At 64.8% G+C, this 18,288-nt stretch carries 17 protein-coding genes; 6 read left to right on the forward strand and 11 right to left on the reverse strand.

The genetic code is table 11. The annotated features are described in order from the left end of the window. The 6 genes from bchY to H7847_RS20475 all read right to left on the reverse strand — a co-directional run. A partial coding sequence (gene bchY / locus H7847_RS20450; RefSeq protein WP_227271344.1) for a chlorophyllide a reductase subunit Y occupies window positions 1–1,369 on the reverse strand: 1,369 nt, incomplete at its 3' end. Then, complete coding sequence (locus H7847_RS20455) at window positions 1,366–1,539, reverse strand: hypothetical protein (protein WP_227271345.1); 174 nt, start codon at window positions 1,537–1,539, stop codon at window positions 1,366–1,368. The genes bchY and H7847_RS20455, both read right to left, overlap by 4 nt. Then, entirely contained in the window at window positions 1,526–2,530 is a 1,005-nt protein-coding gene (locus H7847_RS20460) for a chlorophyllide a reductase iron protein subunit X (protein ID WP_227271346.1), read from the reverse strand. The genes H7847_RS20455 and H7847_RS20460 overlap by 14 nt, the downstream gene beginning before the upstream one ends. Next, window positions 2,527–3,468 carry a chlorophyll synthesis pathway protein BchC gene (gene bchC, locus H7847_RS20465; RefSeq protein WP_227271347.1) on the reverse strand — a complete coding sequence of 314 codons (942 nt, stop codon included), beginning with the start codon at window positions 3,466–3,468 and terminating at the stop codon, window positions 2,527–2,529. Before bchC ends, H7847_RS20460 begins: the two co-directional genes overlap by 4 nt. A gap of 119 nt (window positions 3,469–3,587) precedes the next feature. Then, on the reverse strand, window positions 3,588–4,736 hold the full coding sequence (locus H7847_RS20470; RefSeq protein ID WP_227271348.1) for a methyltransferase: 1,149 nt from the start codon (window positions 4,734–4,736) through the stop codon (window positions 3,588–3,590). Then, a complete protein-coding gene (locus H7847_RS20475) occupies window positions 4,729–5,613 on the reverse strand; it encodes a polyprenyl synthetase family protein (protein ID WP_227271349.1) in 885 nt (294 codons plus the stop codon). Before H7847_RS20475 ends, H7847_RS20470 begins: the two co-directional genes overlap by 8 nt. Window positions 5,614–5,707: 94 nt before the next feature. On the opposite strand from H7847_RS20475, the gene crtD reads away from it, so the two are divergent. Together crtD and crtC are read left to right on the forward strand one after the other, a co-directional pair. Continuing rightward, window positions 5,708–7,255 carry a 1-hydroxycarotenoid 3,4-desaturase CrtD gene (gene crtD / locus H7847_RS20480; protein ID WP_227271350.1) on the forward strand — a complete coding sequence of 516 codons (1,548 nt, stop codon included), beginning with the start codon at window positions 5,708–5,710 and terminating at the stop codon, window positions 7,253–7,255. Continuing rightward, window positions 7,252–8,118, forward strand: coding sequence for a carotenoid 1,2-hydratase (crtC, locus tag H7847_RS20485; protein WP_227271421.1), 867 nt, complete (start codon window positions 7,252–7,254; stop codon window positions 8,116–8,118). The genes crtD and crtC overlap by 4 nt, the downstream gene beginning before the upstream one ends. 2 nt (window positions 8,119–8,120) lie before the next feature. Here crtC and tspO read toward each other — a convergent pair whose 3' ends face one another. Genes tspO through H7847_RS20500 form a run of 3 tightly spaced genes read right to left on the reverse strand, consistent with a single transcriptional unit; the run spans window position 8,121 to window position 11,190 of the window. Next, complete coding sequence (gene tspO, locus H7847_RS20490) at window positions 8,121–8,603, reverse strand: tryptophan-rich sensory protein TspO (RefSeq protein ID WP_227271351.1); 483 nt, start codon at window positions 8,601–8,603, stop codon at window positions 8,121–8,123. Between the two features lie 5 nt (window positions 8,604–8,608). Continuing rightward, a complete protein-coding gene (crtB, locus tag H7847_RS20495; RefSeq protein WP_227271352.1) occupies window positions 8,609–9,646 on the reverse strand; it encodes a 15-cis-phytoene synthase in 1,038 nt (345 codons plus the stop codon). Then, entirely contained in the window at window positions 9,643–11,190 is a 1,548-nt protein-coding gene (locus H7847_RS20500) for a phytoene desaturase (RefSeq protein WP_227271353.1), read from the reverse strand. Before H7847_RS20500 ends, crtB begins: the two co-directional genes overlap by 4 nt. 104 nt (window positions 11,191–11,294) lie before the next feature. Here H7847_RS20500 and crtA point away from each other — a divergent pair, with 104 nt between their 5' ends. From crtA to bchO, 4 genes are read left to right on the forward strand one after another with little or no spacing between them, the layout of a single operon-like run. Then, window positions 11,295–12,011 carry a spheroidene monooxygenase gene (crtA, locus tag H7847_RS20505; RefSeq protein ID WP_227271354.1) on the forward strand — a complete coding sequence of 239 codons (717 nt, stop codon included), beginning with the start codon at window positions 11,295–11,297 and terminating at the stop codon, window positions 12,009–12,011. After that, on the forward strand, window positions 12,008–13,012 hold the full coding sequence (bchI, locus tag H7847_RS20510; protein WP_227271355.1) for a magnesium chelatase ATPase subunit I: 1,005 nt from the start codon (window positions 12,008–12,010) through the stop codon (window positions 13,010–13,012). Before crtA ends, bchI begins: the two co-directional genes overlap by 4 nt. Further along, window positions 13,009–14,676 carry a magnesium chelatase subunit D gene (locus tag H7847_RS20515; RefSeq protein ID WP_227271356.1) on the forward strand — a complete coding sequence of 556 codons (1,668 nt, stop codon included), beginning with the start codon at window positions 13,009–13,011 and terminating at the stop codon, window positions 14,674–14,676. The genes bchI and H7847_RS20515 overlap by 4 nt, the downstream gene beginning before the upstream one ends. Window positions 14,677–14,680: 4 nt before the next feature. Beyond that, window positions 14,681–15,544 carry an alpha/beta fold hydrolase BchO gene (bchO, locus tag H7847_RS20520; protein ID WP_227271357.1) on the forward strand — a complete coding sequence of 288 codons (864 nt, stop codon included), beginning with the start codon at window positions 14,681–14,683 and terminating at the stop codon, window positions 15,542–15,544. On the opposite strand, the gene H7847_RS20525 is transcribed toward bchO, so the two are convergent. Both H7847_RS20525 and H7847_RS20530 read right to left on the reverse strand, forming a co-directional pair. Beyond that, on the reverse strand, window positions 15,541–16,608 hold the full coding sequence (locus tag H7847_RS20525) for a ParB/RepB/Spo0J family partition protein (RefSeq protein WP_227271358.1): 1,068 nt from the start codon (window positions 16,606–16,608) through the stop codon (window positions 15,541–15,543). The genes bchO and H7847_RS20525 overlap by 4 nt on opposite strands. Then, window positions 16,605–17,909 carry an AAA family ATPase gene (locus H7847_RS20530; RefSeq protein WP_227271359.1) on the reverse strand — a complete coding sequence of 435 codons (1,305 nt, stop codon included), beginning with the start codon at window positions 17,907–17,909 and terminating at the stop codon, window positions 16,605–16,607. Before H7847_RS20530 ends, H7847_RS20525 begins: the two co-directional genes overlap by 4 nt. Window positions 17,910–18,288 lie beyond the last annotated feature (379 nt).

The raw sequence follows: 18,288 nt of genomic DNA on the forward strand, positions 1-18,288 counted from the left end.
CCCCCATCAGGGGCCGCGCGGAAATCAGATTGGTGAAGTAGAGACCGGGAATGCCCAGCTCCTTGGCTTTCTGCACCACGGGCGTCGTGCCGATGGCGAGGTCCGGCTGGATCGCTTCCATCGCCGCGCAATCGTCCTCGAGCGAGGCACGGTACTTGACCCTTGTGCCCTTGGCCTCCAGCCAGGCGGCATCCTCGGCGGACCAGGGCGAATTGGCGCAGGCCGTGCCCACGTAAGGCACATTCGCGCCGCTTTCGATCAGCAGACGCGCCACCAGCAACTCGGAGCCTTCATAGCCCGACAGGGTGATCGTGCCGTTGATGGGTGTGGCCGCCAAGGCGGCGCGGATCGCGGGCAGGGCTGCATTCTGCGCGGCTGCAATGTCATCTGCGGACACACCATGCGTCTCGCCAATGGTTTTCAACCAGTCCGCCGTGCCGTCATATCCGACAGGTGCGGAACCTACCACGGGACGCCCCGCGGCTTTGAATTCACGGACCGTATCCACGTAGAATGGATGGATCGCGGCCACCACGGCACAATCGAGTGCTGCGTAAAGCTCGCGCCACTCCCGACAAGGAAGTACCGGTCCTGCTGCAAGGCCCATGGGGGCGAGCATCTGACCGATCATCATCGGATCAGCGGGGAACATCTCTCCCAGCATCGCCACCGTTGGCCTTGTAGACTTCCCACCCACGGGTGCTGCCACCGGCCCCGCCATCGCTTCGGCGCGGGCATAGTTCAGCATGGCACCGGCCAGAACGTCTTTGGCCTCTGCATGTGTGGGAACCCCAAATCCGGGAACGTCGATCCCGACGATCCGGACACCATTGATTTCCTTTGGCAGCAGACGCAGCGGCACCCCGCTGGCCGTCGGCACACAAAGGTTCGTCACGACAATCGCGTCATAGCGATCCGGATCGGCGAGTTCATGCACGCTCTCGCGGATGTCCTCGAAAAGCTTGCCTGTCACCAGGGTCTCGGAATTGAACGGCACATAGCCGACAGACCGCCGCGCGCCGTAGAAATGCGACACGAAAGTGAGCCCGTAAACACAGCAGGCCGAGCCGCTGAGCACCGTGGCCACCCGCTTCATCCGCAGACCCACCCGCAGGGAGCCAAAGGCCGGGCACATGCTCTGCGGCTGATCGTGCGGACCCATCGGGTAATCCGCCCGGAATTTATCCAACAGCTCCGACTGGCCCGCATCGCGCGCGGCCTGCGCCATATCGGCACCGGAGTGACAGCCCATCGCATCGGCGGGTGCGCTTCCAAGAGCTGCATCAGCCACACGCGACACATCACCATGCGGATGACCTTTGATCACCTCCACGTCGGCGGCGTCATCATATGTGACTTCTTTCTTCATTCCACGCTTGCCTTGTACGTCGGGGTGAGCCTGCTCACGTCATCCATCAACTGGATGGACTTTGCGATGATGTCCTGGCTGGCCTCGTAGATCGCCATGGACTGCTGACCCATCCACAGGCCGCGGGCCCGCGCCTGACGGGTCTTCTCGGATCGCTCATGCGTCGTCATAAACCACCTCCAGCGAGGGCTGCGGCGCTGCGTTCTTGCCCCGCATATCCATGTCAGTTGCAGGCTCCAGCACGAAATCGCCCCCGGTTTCCGACGCATCGAAAAGCCCGAGCAAACCATCTTGATCCAACGGCGCGGGGCGTACCGGTGGAGCCACGGCAACGTTATCGCCCAGCTCTGCAAAAAGACTGCCCCATTGGGATTTTGCGGTGCCGACGATCTGGTAATTCGCGGATTTCTTGCGCAGATCGTCGTCCTGCGGGATCGAGGCGAGGATCGGGATATCGACGGCTTGCGCAAAGGCTGCCGCCTCACCGCTGCCGTCATCCTTGTTGATGACCAGCCCTGCGACCCCCACGTTGCCCCCCAGCTTGCGGAAATACTCCACCGCCGAGCAGACATTGTTGGCCACATAGAGGGACTGCAGATCGTTGGAGGCCACCAAGATCACCTTTTGCGCCATGTCCCGCGCAATCGGCAGACCAAAGCCGCCACAGACCACATCGCCGAGGAAATCCAGCAGCACATAGTCAAAGTCCCAGTCATGGAAGCCAAGCTTTTCCAAAAGCTCGAAGCCATGAATGATGCCCCGGCCCCCACAGCCACGCCCCACCTCGGGCCCCCCAAGCTCCATGGCAAAGACGCCGCCGCGCTTGAAACACACATCTCCGATCTTGACCTCTTCGCCTGCAAGCTTCTTGCGGGTCGAGGTCTCGATGATCGTCGGGCAGGCCTTGCCGCCAAAGAGCAGCGAGGTGGTATCGGATTTCGGATCACAGCCGATCAGCAATACGCGCTTGCCCTGCTCGGCCATCATGTGGCTGAGGTTGGCCAACGTAAAGGATTTGCCGATCCCCCCCTTGCCATAGATCGCAATGATCTGGGTCTTGGAGGTGGGCGCACCCTGCGGCACTTCCAGCGAGGGCTCCGCCGCAGCTTCATCGCGCAGGCGCTTGTCGAAATCTTTGAGGTTTGGAACTTCGTCTTTCACACGGCGTCCTTCCAGTTCAGAATCATTTTCAGGCAGTCGGGATCGGTGAAAGCCTGGATGTAGGCCTGCCGCGCATTCTGGTGGCCTGCCTGATGCGTTATCAGATCGTCCAGGCTCAGCAGCCCGGCTTCGACCAGCGCCCGCGTGGCGGCCAGATCATCATGCGTCCATTCCGCTGCAACCCGGAACCGCGCCTCTTTCATAAAGGCGGGCGGAAAGGCGAAACTGATCGGCGTGGTGTAGAATCCGGCCAGCACGATTTCACCGCCCTTGCCCAGACGCCCCACCAGATCGTTGAGCACCTCAACCGAACCGGATGCATCATAGACCGACATGTAGTCGCGGCACGGATCATCCTCGGGCGCGATCACCTGATAGCCCGCAGCCCCCTGACGGCGGCTTGCATCGATTTCCCAGACCATGGGCGCAGGCGCACCTGCGGCAATTGTCAGACGCGCCAGCAAGCGGCCCAGAACACCGTGCCCCACAATCAGGTCCGGGACGGATTTGTTCAGCCCGGCCATCGCATGGCGCGCGGTCGCGGCCAGCGCCAGCAAAGCGCCGCTGGCGCCATGACCGGCGTCGATCCGGGTCACCCGGTCTGGCGCTGTAACCACACGCGACGCCGCCCCGCCAAAAAGCCCGAAGGCCCCGTCGTAGCAGTTGGCCCCGGGAACAAAGACACGCTCGCCCACCTTGAAGCCGGTCGACAGCGGTGCTTCGACAATTTCGCCCACCGCCTCATAGCCGGGCACCAGCGGGTATCCCATGCCGGGGAAGGGTGGCATCTCACCAGACCAGAACAGCTTCTCGGTTCCGGTCGAAATCCCGGAATGTTCAATGTCCACAACCAGATCGCCCTCCCCCGGTGCCTTAAGCATCAGGGTGTCAACGTCGAGGTCTTTGGGACCTTTCAGAAGAACGGCGGTGGTGTCCAAGGGCGTGGCTCCTGTCTCAATCCGGGGTCTTTTGAACGGGGTCAAAGACTCACAGATTCTGGCTTCGTTACCTGTCAGTTTAAACTTACATCATTTTGTGTCAACTATAATTGACACATTTAATCTGACAGTTTTGGCTTTTGCGCGGTGACCACCCGTGTGACGTAATTCCGGGCAGGCTGCGGACAGTTGATATCGGTAAAGCCGGCCTCGGCGCAGAGGCGCGCAATCTCCTGCGCGGATCGGGTCCGGCCGGTCTGCATGGCCATGGTGTAGAAGGCAAAATAGATGTCCCCGGCCCTGTCCGGCTTGGCCCCGCCGCCCATGGGTTCCGAGATCACAAGCCGTCCGCCCTCGGGCAGGGCTGCAAAGACCGACGCCAAAAGGGCGGCAACGGTCTGGTCCTGATGATCGTAGAGCACACGGACCAGCGATATCGTATCGGCACCCCGGGGCAGCGGATCATCCCGGAACGATCCGGGCTGGATGGTGACGCGATCCATCAGACCGGCTGCTTCGAAACGGGCGGTGGCCCCCGGTGTGACCTGCGGCAGGTCAAAGAGCACCAGCTCCGGGCCGGCATGCGCCGTCCCGACCGCTTCGAGAAACGCGCCGGTACCGCCGCCGATATCCATCAGCCGCTTGGTCTCTCTGAAAGAGACGGCGCGCAATGTGTCTTGGGCGACCAGCAACTGGCTTTGCGCCATGAGGTCGGAATAGCGCCGCGCGGCCTCCGGGTCGACATCGCCGCGCGCGCCAAAAACATAGGGCCAGAACTCCGACAGCTCGGTGCGCTCAGGCCCGCGCAGCAGCGCCACCGGATCCGAGAGGTCCGCGTAGAACGCCTTGTGATGGCGGATCATGGCCTCCAGCCCCGGCACACCCATCAGCGCGGCGCCCTTGCGGGCCAAGGCATATCCGCCCCGGCGTTTGCGCTTTACCAGATCCAGTGCCGCGGCCGCCTGCAGGAGCACCGCCATCCGGTCCGCGGCAATGCCTGTCGCCCGGCCTAGCCCTTGGGCCGTTTGCGGCCCGCCGCGCAACCGGCGCAACAGGTCCAGTTCCACCACGGCCATCAGCACCTGACTTTGCACGAATCCCTGCACGATCTCGAAAAGCGCCGCCCCATCCCGGCGTGCCCGGCGGCGCGTGAGGGGAAACCGGCTCGCCCAGCTTTGAAACGCGGGGCGGGCCACCAACCGGTTCAGCCAGCCCCCCCGCCAATCCGGCAGGCCGGGACCCGTCAGGTCATGTGCGGTGTCAGACATTGCTGCGCGCGGCCGAGACATGGGGCGCGACCGGTGTCAGCCGCTCTGCATATTTGCGCACCATCTCGGCCAGCTGCGCCTCACCCGGGCACGACGGGATCGAGGCGATCGCCCCGCCCAGAATGTCCTTGAGCCTTGAGATCGCCCCCTGCACGCCCAGCAAGGTCACCGCATTGGGCCGCCCGTGCAGATCATCCTGACCCGCAGGCTTGCCCAGCGTCTCCGCATCATAGAGTGCGTCGCGCAGATCGTCGGCCACCTGAAAAGCCTCGCCGATGCGCGCGCCAAGCTCGAACCAGGGCTCGGCCTCCTGCCCCGCCGCAACCGCGCCCATCTGCGTGGCCGCAATGAAGAGCGCGCCGGTCTTGGCCTGATGATAGGCGGAGAGGTCGATCTCGGCTTCACTCTCCCAGCCCTGGCCTGCGCAGATCCCGCCCGGCATGCCGGTGCGCTGCGACAGGATGATGATAAGCTGGGCGACCCGCTCCGGGGCAAGGCCCGATTGACGGGCCAGGGTCTCGAAGGCCAGAACGATCAGACTGTCGCCGGTCAGCACCGCCAAGGGCTCGGAATAGGCTTTGTGCACCGATGGCTTGCCCCGCCGCATATCCGCATCGTCAAAGCAGGGCAGATCGTCATGCACGAGGCTCGCGCAGTGGATCATCTCCAGCGCCGCAGCGGCCGCATCGGTGAGCCGGGGCCGGTCATCGCCGCAGGCCATCGCCACGGAGGTGAGAATCGTCGGCCGGATCCGCGCGCCGCCCGGAGAGGTCGCATAGCCGAGGGCGGACGACAAACGCGGCGGCACAGCGCCACGCCCCTGCCCCACAGCGACGGACTGTGCGATTGCGGTTTCAATTCGGGTATTCATGCCCATGCGAAGGTCCTTTCAGCAGGGGTGTGTCAAGAATTTGCGACACTAAAGTGTAAATCATACTGGACAGTTTGCCGCGTTGAGTCAACAATCCCCTATGCATGTTTCCACAGCACCCCTTGTTCCGGACCGCCCGCGCGCCATTGTGATCGGCGCGGGCGTTGCCGGGCTGGCCGCGGCACTGCGGCTGGCCCGTGGCGGGATGCAGGTCACGCTGCTGGAACGGCACGCGCACGCAGGCGGCAAGATCAGAACCCTGCCCAGTGCCGCCGGGCCTGTGGACGCAGGCCCGACCGTGCTGACCCTGCGGCACGTCTTTGACGAGCTTTTTGCCGCGGCGGGCGCGCAGCTGGACGATCATGTCACGCTGATTCCGCAAGGCATTCTGGCGCGCCATTTCTGGCCGGATGGCAGCCGTCTGGATCTGCACGCCGATGCAGAGGCCAGCCGGGCCGCCATTGCCGATTTTGCAGGGCCGCAGGCCGCCGATGACTTCGCCCGCTTTCATGCCCGCACAGCAACACTGTTCAAGGCTTTCGACATACCGATGATGCAGGCCCCTGCCCCCCGTCTGGGCGCACTGGTGCCCTATGTGCTGAGACAACCGCGCCTGATCCGGGCCATGGCCCCGCTTTCGACCCTGAATCAGTCTCTGGCAAGGCAGTTCAGTGACCCGCGGCTGGCACAGCTTTTCGGTCGTTACGCGACCTATGTGGGCGGCGCGCCGCATCTCAGCCCGGCGATCCTGTCGCTGATCTGGCAGGCCGAGGCCGCAGGCGTCTGGGTGGTCAAAGGCGGCATGCACAAACTGGCCGAGGCGATGGCCAAGCTCGCCCAGAAGGCCGGCGTGGAGATCCGACACCGGGCCCATGTGGATGAAATCCGCGTCACGGGCGGGCGCGCGACCGGCGTGACAATCGGCGAGACCACACTGGAGGCGGATGCGATCCTCTATGCCGGGGATCCGCGCGCCCTGGCGACAGGCAGCATGGGGGCCGCGCTGAAAGTCGTGGCCCCGCAAACGCGTAGCCTGCCCCGATCCTTCTCCGCCCGCGTGCACAGTTTTGCCGCAACGCCTCAGGGGGTCGATCTGACCCACCACAACGTGTTTTTCGGCGCCGACCCTGACCGCGAATTCCGCGACCTCGCAGCGGGGCGACTGCCGCCGGACCCGACCCTCTATCTCTGCGCCGAAGACCGGGGCCAGACCACCGCCCCCCCGCCGCTTGAACGCTTCGAGATGATCTCGAACGCGCCCGCAACAGAGACTGAAACTCCCCCGAAGGACCTCGACCAATGGCATCATCAGATCATGCAGAAGATAGCGGATATGGGCTTGGCCTTCACGCCAACGCCCCCGGCCTCGACGATGACGACACCGCAACACTTCGCAAGCCTGTTTCCCCAGACGCTGGGCGCGCTTTACGGCCAGACCCCGCACGGGCTGACCGCAGCGCTGCGCCGTCCAACGGCCCAGACCCCGATCAAGGGGCTCTGGCTGGCAGGCGGTGGGACGCATCCGGGCGCGGGGGTGCCGATGGCGACGCTCTCCGCCCGGCACGCGGCAGAGGCGATCTTGCGCGCCCAAACTTCAACATCGATGTCGGCCCCAACGGCTACGCCTGGTGGTATGTCGACGGGCTGAGCGCCTGCGGCACGCGGGCGGTCTCCGTCATCGGGTTTATCGGCTCGGTCTTTTCGCCCTGGTACCGCTGGTCGGGCCGCAAATGCCCGCAGGATCATGTCTGCATCAACGTGGCGACCTACGGGCCCAGCGGGCGATTCACCATGACCGATCGCGGGCAATCCGCCCTGCGCCAGACCGCGTCACGGCTTGAGGTTGGCCCCTCGATGATGCGCTGGGACGGGGCCGATCTGGTGATCGAGATCGATGAGATTTCCAGCCTGCCGCTCATCAGCCGCATCCGGGGGGAGATTCGCGTAACCCCTTCCGCGATCACATCGGTGGAGCTGCCGCTGACGCCGGACGGGGCCCACATCTGGCGCCCCTTTGCCCCCACATCCCGGATCAGCGTCAACATCGACCGGCCTGGCTGGCAGTGGCAGGGCGAGGGCTATTTTGACGCCAACTTCGGCACCCGCGCGCTGGAGGAAGACTTCAGCTACTGGACCTGGGGCCGCTTCCCCACCTCCACAGGGGCCACCTGTTTCTATGACGCCACGCGGCTTGACGGGTCGGAACTTTCCGCCGGGTTTGCCTTTGACCCCTCGGGGCAGGTGCAACAGATACCGTTGCCGCAAAAAACCGCCCTGCGCCGCAGCCTCTGGGCCGTGAAGCGTGAAACCCGCGCCGACGCAGGCTTTCGCCCCCGGCAGGTGATGCAGATGCTCGATGCGCCTTTCTACACGCGCTCAGCAGTGGAAACCAAGCTGGCAGGCGAGGTCACAACCGGCGTGCATGAAGCGCTGGATCTAAGGCGGTTCCGCTCTGCGCTGCTCAAACCGATGCTGGCCCTGCGGGTGCCCCGCCGCAAAGGCTGGCGCTGAGGCTACTGCGCCATCTCCGGCGGGTTGCGGGCCACATCCGGGTTCAACCGCCAGACCGACGCATTGAGCGCGGCAGCGATGGTCACCCAGACCAGATAGGGGAAAAACAGCAGTCCCGCGATCCGGTCCACCTGCCAGAGCGCCAGCATGGCGCTGAACACCGCGAGCCATAGAAACGTGACGACGGCCATCCCCATGCGGATGTTCTTGAGGCCGAAAAACACCGGCGTCCAGAGCCCGTTGAACGCGATCTGCAACGCCCAGAAGGCCAGCGCGATCCCGTTGTTTTCGGCCATCGCAGCCCGCGCACCGGCCATCGCGATACAGATATAGAGCACCATCCATGTCACCGGAAAGACCCAATCGGGCGGCGTGAACCATGGCTTGTTCAACTGGCGATACCAAGGCCCCGGCTGAAACAACCCGCCGGTGACGCCCGCGCCAAGGCAGGCGGCGAAGAAGATGCAGAATAAAAGCCAGAACATGGCAGTCACGTAGGCCGAACGCTCTGCCCTGTCAACTCGGCGCGTTGGGCCTGTCGCCGTGCCTCCAGCGTCGCCAGCACCGAAATCAGCGTATCACTGCGTGTGCTTTGCGGCGCCCCTCGGGCCGTCGCATCGATCAGAAACTGCACTTCCGGCTGCGGTCTTGCATAAAGCACCGGAGAGGTGGGCATCATCATGCCCGCCGCACTCAGCAGCATGGATTGTCCCAGCCAGCCCAGTTTTTGCCACGTGCCCGTGCGGGCCCGTGCGGTGATGGAATCATAGCCCATCGCAGTGAGTTGCCTGCCAATGCCCGCATAGATGAACCGCGCGCCGTAAATCCCCGGACGGCAGCCAAGCGGCAAGGCCCCGACACCGGCCTCGGACCGCATGTAGAGCCGGTTGGACTCCATCACCAACCGCTTGACAAGACCGCGCAGGGCCTTTGTGGGTTTGGGATCCGCCAGAAAGGCCTCCGGGTCGATCCCCGCCGCCTCCAGCCAGTCGAGCGGCAGGTAAATCCGTCCCTCCAATGCGTCTTCGCCCACATCGCGGGCGATGTTCGTCAGCTGCATGGCGACGCCCAGATCGCAGGCCCGCGCCAACGCATCGGCATCGCGCACCCGCATCAGCACGCACATCATCGCGCCCACGGCAGCGGCCACACGGGCCGCGTAATCCTTGACCCCCGACAGGGTCTGATACCGACGCTCCTCGGCATCCCAGGCCAGCCCTTCGAGCAAGGCATCCGGCAGCGCGCGCGGCATCTCGAACTGATCGACCATGGCCGCAAAGGCCCGGTCCGTGGGTGCCGCCTTGGGCCGCCCCGCGTAGACCAGATCAAGCCGGTCGCGCAGCCGCAGCACGGAAGCGACCTTGTCCTTTTTCAGATCGACCTCGTCATCGGCCAACCGGCAAAACGCATAAAGCGCCAGCGCCGGGTCCCGCACCGAGGCGGGCAAAAGCTTTGACGCGGCATGAAACGACAAGGACCCATGACGGATGGCCTCGCGGCAATGCTCCAGGTCCGCCGCCGCAATCATTTGACCGCCACCGCATCGGGCACCAGCGTGCTCAGCACTTCGGCGGTGGAGATTACCCCCGGCACCCCGGCACCGGGATGCGTGCCGGCCCCCACCAGATAGAGCCCCCTGGCCTCTTCGGAGACGTTATGCGGCCGGAACCACGCGCTTTGCAGGATGCGCGGCTCGATGGAAAACCCCGCGCCATGAGGGCTGAGATAGCGGTCCCGGAAGGTCTCGGGCGTAAAGACCACCTCGCTGCTGATCCTGTCGCCCAGACCGGGCAGCAGCTGATCCTCCAGCACCTTGAGCATCCTGGCCTTGTATTTCGGTTCCTCCGCCGCCCAATCGACCCCGTTGTCATGCCCCAGATGCGGCACCGGGCTGAGGACATAGAAGGTATCATCCCCCTCGGGCGCGACGCTGGGGTCGGTCACCGACGGGCGATGCACATAAAGGCTCATGTCGTCGCAGAGCTTGCCCTTGATGAAGATATCCTTGAGCAGCCCGGTATAGCGCGACCCGTTCAGGATCGTGTGGTGGCCCACATCCTGCCACTGATCGCGGGTGCCCCTGGTGCCGAAATACCAGACGAAGAGGCTCATCGAATAACGGGTCCGTTTCAGCTTGGCCGCTGTCCAGCGCCGCTTTTTGTGGCGGCGCAAAAGCTGGCTGTAGGTATGGCCCGCGTCCGCGTTGGAAACCACGACATCCGCCCCCATCTCCAGCCCGCTTTTCAGCTTTACGCCCGTGACAGAGCCGTTTCGCACCACGATCTCATCCGCTTCGGTGTTCATCAGCAGCGTGCCGCCCTGATCCTCGATCACCCGCGCCATCGCCTGTGCCATACCCGCGAGGCCACCCATGGCGTAATGCACCCCGAATTCCTTTTCGAGGTAGGCCACCAGGATGTACATCGACGTCACATGCAACGGATCGCCGCCGATAAAGAGCGGATGAAAACTGAGCGCCATGCGCAGCTTTTCGTTTTTCACCCGTTTGGCCGCATGGGCATAGACCGACCTGTCAGCCCGCAGCATGCCAAAGGTCGGCAGCACCTTGACCAGATCCCAGAGCTTGTGCATCGACCGCCGGCCCAGATCCTCGAACCCGAACCAGTAGCGCCTGGCACTGTCTTCCAGAAACCTGTCAAAGCCCGCGACATCGGAGGGCGACAGCTTTGCCACCTCGGCCCGCAGTTTTTCGGTATCCTGCTGGGCCACGAACCTCGTGCCATCCGGCCAGCGGATCTCGTAGAACGGATCAAGCGCCTGCAGCGTCACATCCGCATCAAAGTCACGCCCGCAGGCCGCCCAAAGCTCGCGGTAAAGCTGCGGCACCGTCACGATGGTCGGCCCCAGATCAAAGCGGTGGCCATCCTGCCAGAGGGCGGAGCCCCGCCCGCCGGGCACGTCCAGCTTGTCGATCACCGTCACCCGGTAGCCCTTGGCCCCCAGACGCATGGCCGCCGCCAATCCGCCGAGCCCGGCCCCGATGACGATGGCGCGGCGCCCGTCGTCCTGGGCGGCCACGACAGATTCGATAGGATCAACACGTGTCATCATGGGGATACAGTAGATGTGTCTAGTTCACTTGACAATTGTGTTCTTCCATTTGCCGGGAATTAGTGTCAGACTAAATTTACACTTGAGAACCACGCCGCGCGCAAATGACCCATACACCCATCGTCACCTTGAGTTTTTTCCGCTTTTCGCGCCCAACCACGCGTCTTTGGGCGCTGTGGATGATGGGACGCGCGCGATTTGCCCTGCCGAAAGTGGCGGGAATCGGCTTTTGGAAGCTCTGCGGATCCGGCACCGGAGAGGGCTTTACCCCCATTCCCAACACCGCTGTCTATGCCATCCTCGCGACCTGGCCGGACGAGGCCACCGCCCGCAGAGAAACCGAAACCGCCGGGATTTTTCAGGCCTATCGCGCCAGGGCAACCGAGACCTGGACCATCATTCTCGAGACCAGCAGCGCGCGCGGCGTCTGGTCCGGCGGGGCGCCCTTCAGCGCCACCGGCCGGGCCCTTGACGGCCCCCTCGCCGCCCTGACCCGCGCCACGGTGAAACCCTCTGTCGCCCTGAAATTCTGGGGCCGGGTGCCCGACATCAGCCGCATGATCGGCGCGGATCGCAACGTCGCCTTCAAGATCGGCATCGGCGAGGTCCCGCTGCTGCATCAGGTCACGTTTTCGATCTGGCCCGACACCCGCAGCATGGGCGCCTTTGCCCGTGAAAACGGCCCCCACGCGGCGGCCATCCGCGCGGTGCGCGACGGCAACTGGTTCGCCGAAGAGCTTTACGCCCGCTTTGCCATTCTGGGCGACACGGGCACATGGGGCGGCACCAGCCCCCTCAATACATTGGATATCCCTGCATGAAGACCCCCTTCCCTTTCTCCGCCATCGTGGGCCAGACCGAGATGAAACAGGCGATGATCCTCACCGCCGTGGACCCCGGCATCGGCGGGGTTCTGGTCTTTGGCGACCGCGGCACGGGCAAATCCACCGCGGTGCGCGCGCTGGCGGCGCTGCTGCCCCCCATCACCATGGTGGAGAGCTGCCCGGTCAATGCGGCCACGGTGGCAGAATGCCCCGATTGGGCCGAGTTAGGCTCGAAAAAACGCGTCAAGCGGCCCACACCCGTGATCGATCTGCCGCTGGGGGCAACCGAGGACCGTGTCGTCGGCGCGCTGGACATCGAACGCGCCCTCACCCGCGGCGAAAAGGCGTTTGAGCCAGGCCTGCTGGCGCGGGCCAACCGAGGGTATCTCTATATCGACGAGGTCAACCTGCTGGAGGATCACATCGTCGACCTGCTGCTGGACGTGGCCCAATCGGGCGAGAACGTGGTGGAACGCGAGGGGCTGTCGATCCGCCACGCCGCCCGCTTTGTGCTGGTCGGCTCCGGCAACCCCGAAGAAGGCGAGTTGCGCCCGCAGCTGCTTGATCGGTTTGGTCTGTCGGTCGAGGTCCGCTCGCCCGATGACGTTGCCGAACGGGTCGAGGTGATCAAGCGCCGCGATGCGTTCGAGAGCGATTTTGACGCCTTCATGACCCATCACGGGGCGGAGGATGCCAAGGTCCGCGACACCATCCTCAAGGCGCGCAAACGCCTGCCCAGGATCAAGACGCCCGAGGACATCCTGACCGATTGCGCAGCACTCTGCATCGCCCTTGGCTCGGACGGGCTGCGCGGCGAGCTCACGCTGCTGCGCACCGCCCGCGCGCTGGCGGCCTACCAGGGAGACCGGACGCTCAGCCGCGCCCATCTGCGCGCCATCGCCCCCTCTGCCCTGTCGCACCGCCTGCGCCGCGATCCGCTGGACGAGGCAGGCTCCGGCGCACGGGTGGCCCGGATCGTGGATGAGGTTCTGGCGTGAGCGATGACACCGGCAGCTGGGACCGCGCCGCCCTGGCGCTCCGGCTGCTCAAGGTGGACAACGCGGGGCTCGGCGGGGCCGTGATCCGCATGCGCGCAGGCCCCGCGCGGGCCGCGGTGCTCGCCCAGCTTGAGGGTTTGTCCTGGCGCAAGATCCACCCCACCATCAGTGACGATCAGCTGTTTGGCGGCCTCGACCTGGCCGCGACGCTGGAATCATCTCAACTCATTGAAAATAAATCATTTTTTCACATGCAATGCCATGCATTCCTGATCATGGCAGAACGCTGTGGCCCGGATCTCGCGGCCAAGCTGGCGCGGGAAATCGACAAGGATGCGGGCCATCTGATCGTCGCCCTCGACGAAGGTGCGGAACCGGATGAACACGCCCCCCCGGCCCTCGCGGACAGGCTTGCCCTGCACATCGACCCCACGGGCCGCCTGCCGGAGGGATGGCCCGCGACACAGGCTGTCCCCGTGGGGACAGTGCCCGGCGACCCCCGCGCCGTGACCACCACAGCGGCAGATATCGAGACGCTGACGGCCCTGGCGGCTGTGTTCGGCATCGACAGCCTGCGCGCGCCCTGGCTGGCGCTGCGCGTGGCCAAGGCGCATGCCGCGTTGCAGAGCCGCAAAGAGGTCACGCAAGAGGACCTCAACACCGCCGCCGAGCTGACCTTCCCGCACCGCGCCACCCGCGTGCCGGAGACACCCGAGCGCCCGCAGGACCCCCCTGCCCCGCCCGAGGACACCCCGCAAGATGAGGACGCGGGCGACAGCGACGCGCTCTCCTTGCCCGAAGGCGACATGCTGGTGGAGGCCGTCAAGGCGCTGCTGCCCCCCGATCTGCTGGCAGGCCTTGTCCCCGCGGGGACAAGCCGCAGCGCCAGCGGCATGGGGGCCGGTCAAAAGCGCAAGGGCAACCGGCGCGGACGGCCCCTGCCCCCACGGCCCGGCAGGCTGGACGGCCGCGCCCGGATCGATCTGGTGGCAACCCTGCGCGCCGCGGCCCCCTGGCAACCCTTGCGGCGACAGGCCGTCCCCGCCGGGACTGGCCTGCATATCCGCCCCGCAGACATCCGACTGAAACGCTATCAGGACCAATCGGACCGGCTGCTGATCTTTACTGTGGATGCTTCCGGCTCGGCGGCAATGTCGCGCCTGAACGAAGCCAAGGGCGCGGTTGAATTGCTGCTGGCGCAGGCCTATGCCGCCCGTGACCATGTGGCCCTCATCGCCTTTCGCGGCGACGGGGCTGAGCTGCTGCTGCCGCCCACCCGGTCGCTGGTGCAGACCAAGCGACGGCTGGCCAGCCTGCCCGGCGGGGGCGGCACGCCGCTGGCCGCCGGTCTGCAGCAAGCCGCGCTGCTCGCCCGGCAAAGCCGCGCCAAGGGGCTGACCCCCACGGTGGTGGTCTTGACCGACGGGCGGGCGAATATCGCCCTGGACGGATCCGCCGACCGCGCGGCAGCACAGGCCGACGCAGAGCAGTTGGCGCAACTCCTGCGGGCGCAAAAGATCGCCAGCCTGGTGATCGACATGTCAAACCGGCCCCAGGAGGCGCTCAGAGGCCTCGCCGCGCGCCTTGACGCGCCTTACGTGGCCCTGCCACGGGCCGATGCGCAGCGGCTCACAGGGGCTGTCAGCGCAGCCCTCGACGGGTAGCGGCATGCGCTGGCCACCACCCCCCGACTGGCCGCATGCCGATCTCTCCCGTCAGATCTATTGTCGCCCGCATCGCTGGCATGTGCAGGAAACCGGCACCGGCGACACGCTGTTGCTGCTGCATGGTGCAGGCGGCAGCACACATTCCTTTCGCGATCTGATCCGGCTGCTGAGCCAGCACTATCACGTGATTGCACTGGACCTGCCGGGCCAGGGATTCACGCAGTTGGGCGCCCGCCACCGATCCGGCCTTGAGGCCACGGCCAATGATATCATCGGACTTTGCGATCAGGAAGCTTGGCACCCCAGCGCCCTCATCGGTCATTCCGCCGGAGGAGCGTTGGCACTGCGGCTGTCTCAGGCTCTGTTGTCCCCGCAGGGACAGCCGCCGAAGGTCATCGGGATCAACCCGGCCCTCGACACCTTCAAGGGGGTCGCAGGGGTGCTGTTCCCCGCCCTCGCCAAGGTGCTCTCCGCCGTGCCCTTCACCGCGCAGATTTTCGCGTCAACCTCTCGAACGCCGCAGCGCATAGAGGCTCTGATACGCAGCACAGGCTCTGATATCGACCTTGCGGGCCTGTCTCTTTACCAGCGCCTGATCGGAGACCGCGATCACGCGGATGCAGCCCTGATCATGATGGCACAGTGGTCCCTGGAGGGCCTGGTGGCAGATTTGCCGGATGTGGATGCAACAACTCTGTTCATCGCGGGCGACCAGGACGGTGTCGTCCCGGCCTCTGTGTCCGACAAAGCCGCAGCGCGCCTGCCAAAAGCAACCGTCGTGCATCTGCCGCACCTGGGGCATCTGGCCCATGAAGAAGCCCCGGAAGAAGTCACCGAACTGATCCGCGACTTTCTGACCGGCTAATCCTTGAGCGCGTCCAGAAACGCGCGCGCCGCAAGCTCCAGCCTGCGCGGATCCACGGCACCGAAATCCTGATCCAGCAAGACCTCGAATTTGCCGGCCGACGCTGTACAGCGGGCGGTGCCTTCGGGGCGGTTGAGCTTGATCGTTGTGCGGGCTGAGGATTTCGGGGCAGGGGGTTTGGCCGCCTTGGGTTTGGTGGCCCCCTTGGCCACAGCCCCGCGCAGCAGCGCAAGCTCGGTGGCGGCATCGCGATCCGGGTGGCCCTGCAAGAGCCCGCGCACCTGCCCGGCAAACCGCGGCTGCGTGTCCATCAGTTTCACCAGGCTGAGACCCGTCGCACGTGGAATCGCCTCGGGGTGTTTCAGCGTATCGCCAAGCGTGCGCAAGAGCTGCGCAAAATGCCGGATGTAGCTGCGCTTTTGCCGACCTGCCGAGGCAAAGAGCACATCCACCGGGTCGCCCCCGTACCCGATCGTCTGGCCCGTGCGCTCCCCGTAAGACATCGCAAGCTGCGCCATTTCGGCAAAGGAGATATCCCGCCGCACCATGTTTTCATCGACCATGCGCCGGTAGAGTTGTTCGACCTGCGCGCCCCGCGCCTGCAGGGTCGCCGGGATTCGCGCGTATTTGTCCTCTCCGGTCTCGGCCAGGAGTTCGCGGTAGGCGCTCAGACGGCGAAAGCCCTGGATCAGCTCGAACCCGTCTGCCACTTCTTCCACATGGATCGGGTTAGACAGGCCGACCGCCTGGATCGAGGCCTTGAGCTCCTCGAGCTCCGGGTCGCGCTCCACCACACGGTCGCGGATCAGCTTATCCGCCCTGATCTCCTCCAGACCGATGAGCCCCACGATTTGGCCATTTTTCTTGAGCGCCACATATTCATGCGCCAGCCGGTCGTTCTCGGCGCGGATCGCGGCCTCCGCGGCCTGCCGGGCACCAAGCGCCTCGGCATTCTCGGTGATCGCCGCGGCCATCGGGCCCCGCCGTGCCTCTGCCGCCTCTTCTGTCCCCGCGGGGACAGCGCTATCGTCAAAATCGATGTCGAATACGCGGCGTTTGCTCATGCCTCATCCTCCAGTTTGTCCCATGCCGTCCCCAGATGGGTGCGAAATTCGTCGTAGGCCTGATCGAAGCTCGCCCGCGCGCGGCGCCATGTCTCGCGGGTCATATCGCGGTAGTCGATCTCGTAGATGGACGACAGAAAGCGGCCTGACTGCTCCACCGCGCGGGTCATCTCGATCGGGTGTTCGGCCACTCTATCGCCCCAGACCTTGATGAAAGCCTGCTGCATCGCGCGGTGCAGATCGTTGTTCGGCTCAAACCGCGTCAGCAGAAAGCGCAGGTCGAGAAACGCCTTGGGCAGCGTCATTGTCCCCGCGGGGACAAGCCCGGAAAACCGGCTGAGATCCTCCAGCGCCTCGGAGAGCTGGCCGATGAAGGAGGTGGTGGAATCATACTCCCAATAGCCCGGACCCGACGGGATGTAGAGCATGTCGGCGGCAAAGACCGCGTTCATCGACTGGTAGCCGATGGCGGGCGGGCAATCAAAGATCACCAAATCATACGCCTCCGGCGGCAACTGGTCGAGAAAGCGCGACACGGCGGCAAAGAAGGACCATTCGGGGTTCATGTGCCGGTACTGGGCGGAGGCAAATTCGACAAAGGCCGCGTTGGCGCAGGAGGGGACGATGTCGATGGTTGGCCAGTTCGTCGGTTTGATGAAATCCGAGACGCGCAGGTCGGCCAACCCCATGTCGGTGATCGAACTGGGCAGGCGGCGCCGGGGCAGGGTGGCGCCGCTTTCGGCCCCCTGAGAGGCGGCGTTCATCCGCGTGGTCTCCGCCGCGAGATCGCGGGCCATGATCCCCCAGACGGTGTATTCCTCGGCCACATCGCTGAGCCCCATCGAATGGCTGAGCGTCGCCTGCGGGTCAAAATCGACGCAGAGCACACGGTAGCCGTCAAGGGCTGCGGCATGGGCGAAATGAAGCGCCACGGTGGATTTGCCGGCGCCCCCCTTGAAGTTGGCAATCGCCGCGCGCATCGCCCGCTTGCCCGCCGGCCGATAGGGCATCAGCGAGCGGCGGTTGACCTTGAGGCGTCGGCGCAATTCATTGATTTCATCGAGGGTGTACCAGCGTTGTCGGCCGTCTTCTTCGACCTGGCCCTGGGGCAGGCTCGGGTCTGCCGCGAGCCGCCCGCGCATGGTGGACTGGTTGACCTTGAAGATCAGTTCGGCGACCTCCCAGCTTGAGAAGCGGCGCAGGGTCTTTTCATTCTGCGGGCTGTAGGTCTGCTGGCGAATGAACCCCTGCATCTTGAGCGATTGCGCCTGAAGCTGGGCGAGATCTTTGTGGGTATACATCGGGGGCCTGTCTCTGCTCGGATCATGTATCGGAACCCTCGTCCCTGCGGGGACGCAAATTCCGGGTTTTCCAAGATTTACGCGGATTTGGAGAAAAACGCAAAAGGGAATATCCTGCACCCGGGAAAAAGCGCAGAGCCGCGCAGACCCTCAAAGACGGGCGAAAGAGGGAGAGGACCCGATTCTGGAGATTTCGGCCCATGAACACCCAAAGAGCTTGGCGCCGCCCCCAGATATGGGGGACAGTCTTGCAGGCACACCAGCCTATTGGGGGACAAAAGGGCCGGAATAGGGGACAGCGTGAGCGTCCCCCAATACCGTATATACCTGTTTTCATGATTTGAAATGGATCAGGATTTGCCGTGGACCAAAGCTTCTT

This window comes from Roseobacter weihaiensis (genome assembly GCF_020622345.1).
GTDB lineage: Bacteria > Pseudomonadota > Alphaproteobacteria > Rhodobacterales > Rhodobacteraceae > Roseobacter > Roseobacter weihaiensis.

Coding starts and splice junctions, on each gene's coding strand:
- tspO (WP_227271351.1), bottom strand. CDS start 8,603: ATGTTCTGGCTTTTATTCTGCATCTTCTTCGCCGCCTGCCTTGGCGCG.
- bchO (WP_227271357.1), top strand. CDS start 14,681: ATGCGCTGGCCACCACCCCCCGACTGGCCGCATGCCGATCTCTCCCGT.
- H7847_RS20500 (WP_227271353.1), bottom strand. CDS start 11,190: ATGATGACACGTGTTGATCCTATCGAATCTGTCGTGGCCGCCCAGGAC.
- H7847_RS20455 (WP_227271345.1), bottom strand. CDS start 1,539: ATGACGACGCATGAGCGATCCGAGAAGACCCGTCAGGCGCGGGCCCGC.
- H7847_RS20530 (WP_227271359.1), bottom strand. CDS start 17,909: ATGTATACCCACAAAGATCTCGCCCAGCTTCAGGCGCAATCGCTCAAG.
- H7847_RS20475 (WP_227271349.1), bottom strand. CDS start 5,613: ATGGGCATGAATACCCGAATTGAAACCGCAATCGCACAGTCCGTCGCT.
- crtA (WP_227271354.1), top strand. CDS start 11,295: ATGACCCATACACCCATCGTCACCTTGAGTTTTTTCCGCTTTTCGCGC.
- crtD (WP_227271350.1), top strand. CDS start 5,708: ATGCATGTTTCCACAGCACCCCTTGTTCCGGACCGCCCGCGCGCCATT.
- H7847_RS20470 (WP_227271348.1), bottom strand. CDS start 4,736: ATGTCTGACACCGCACATGACCTGACGGGTCCCGGCCTGCCGGATTGG.
- crtB (WP_227271352.1), bottom strand. CDS start 9,646: ATGATTGCGGCGGCGGACCTGGAGCATTGCCGCGAGGCCATCCGTCAT.
- H7847_RS20525 (WP_227271358.1), bottom strand. CDS start 16,608: ATGAGCAAACGCCGCGTATTCGACATCGATTTTGACGATAGCGCTGTC.
- bchI (WP_227271355.1), top strand. CDS start 12,008: ATGAAGACCCCCTTCCCTTTCTCCGCCATCGTGGGCCAGACCGAGATG.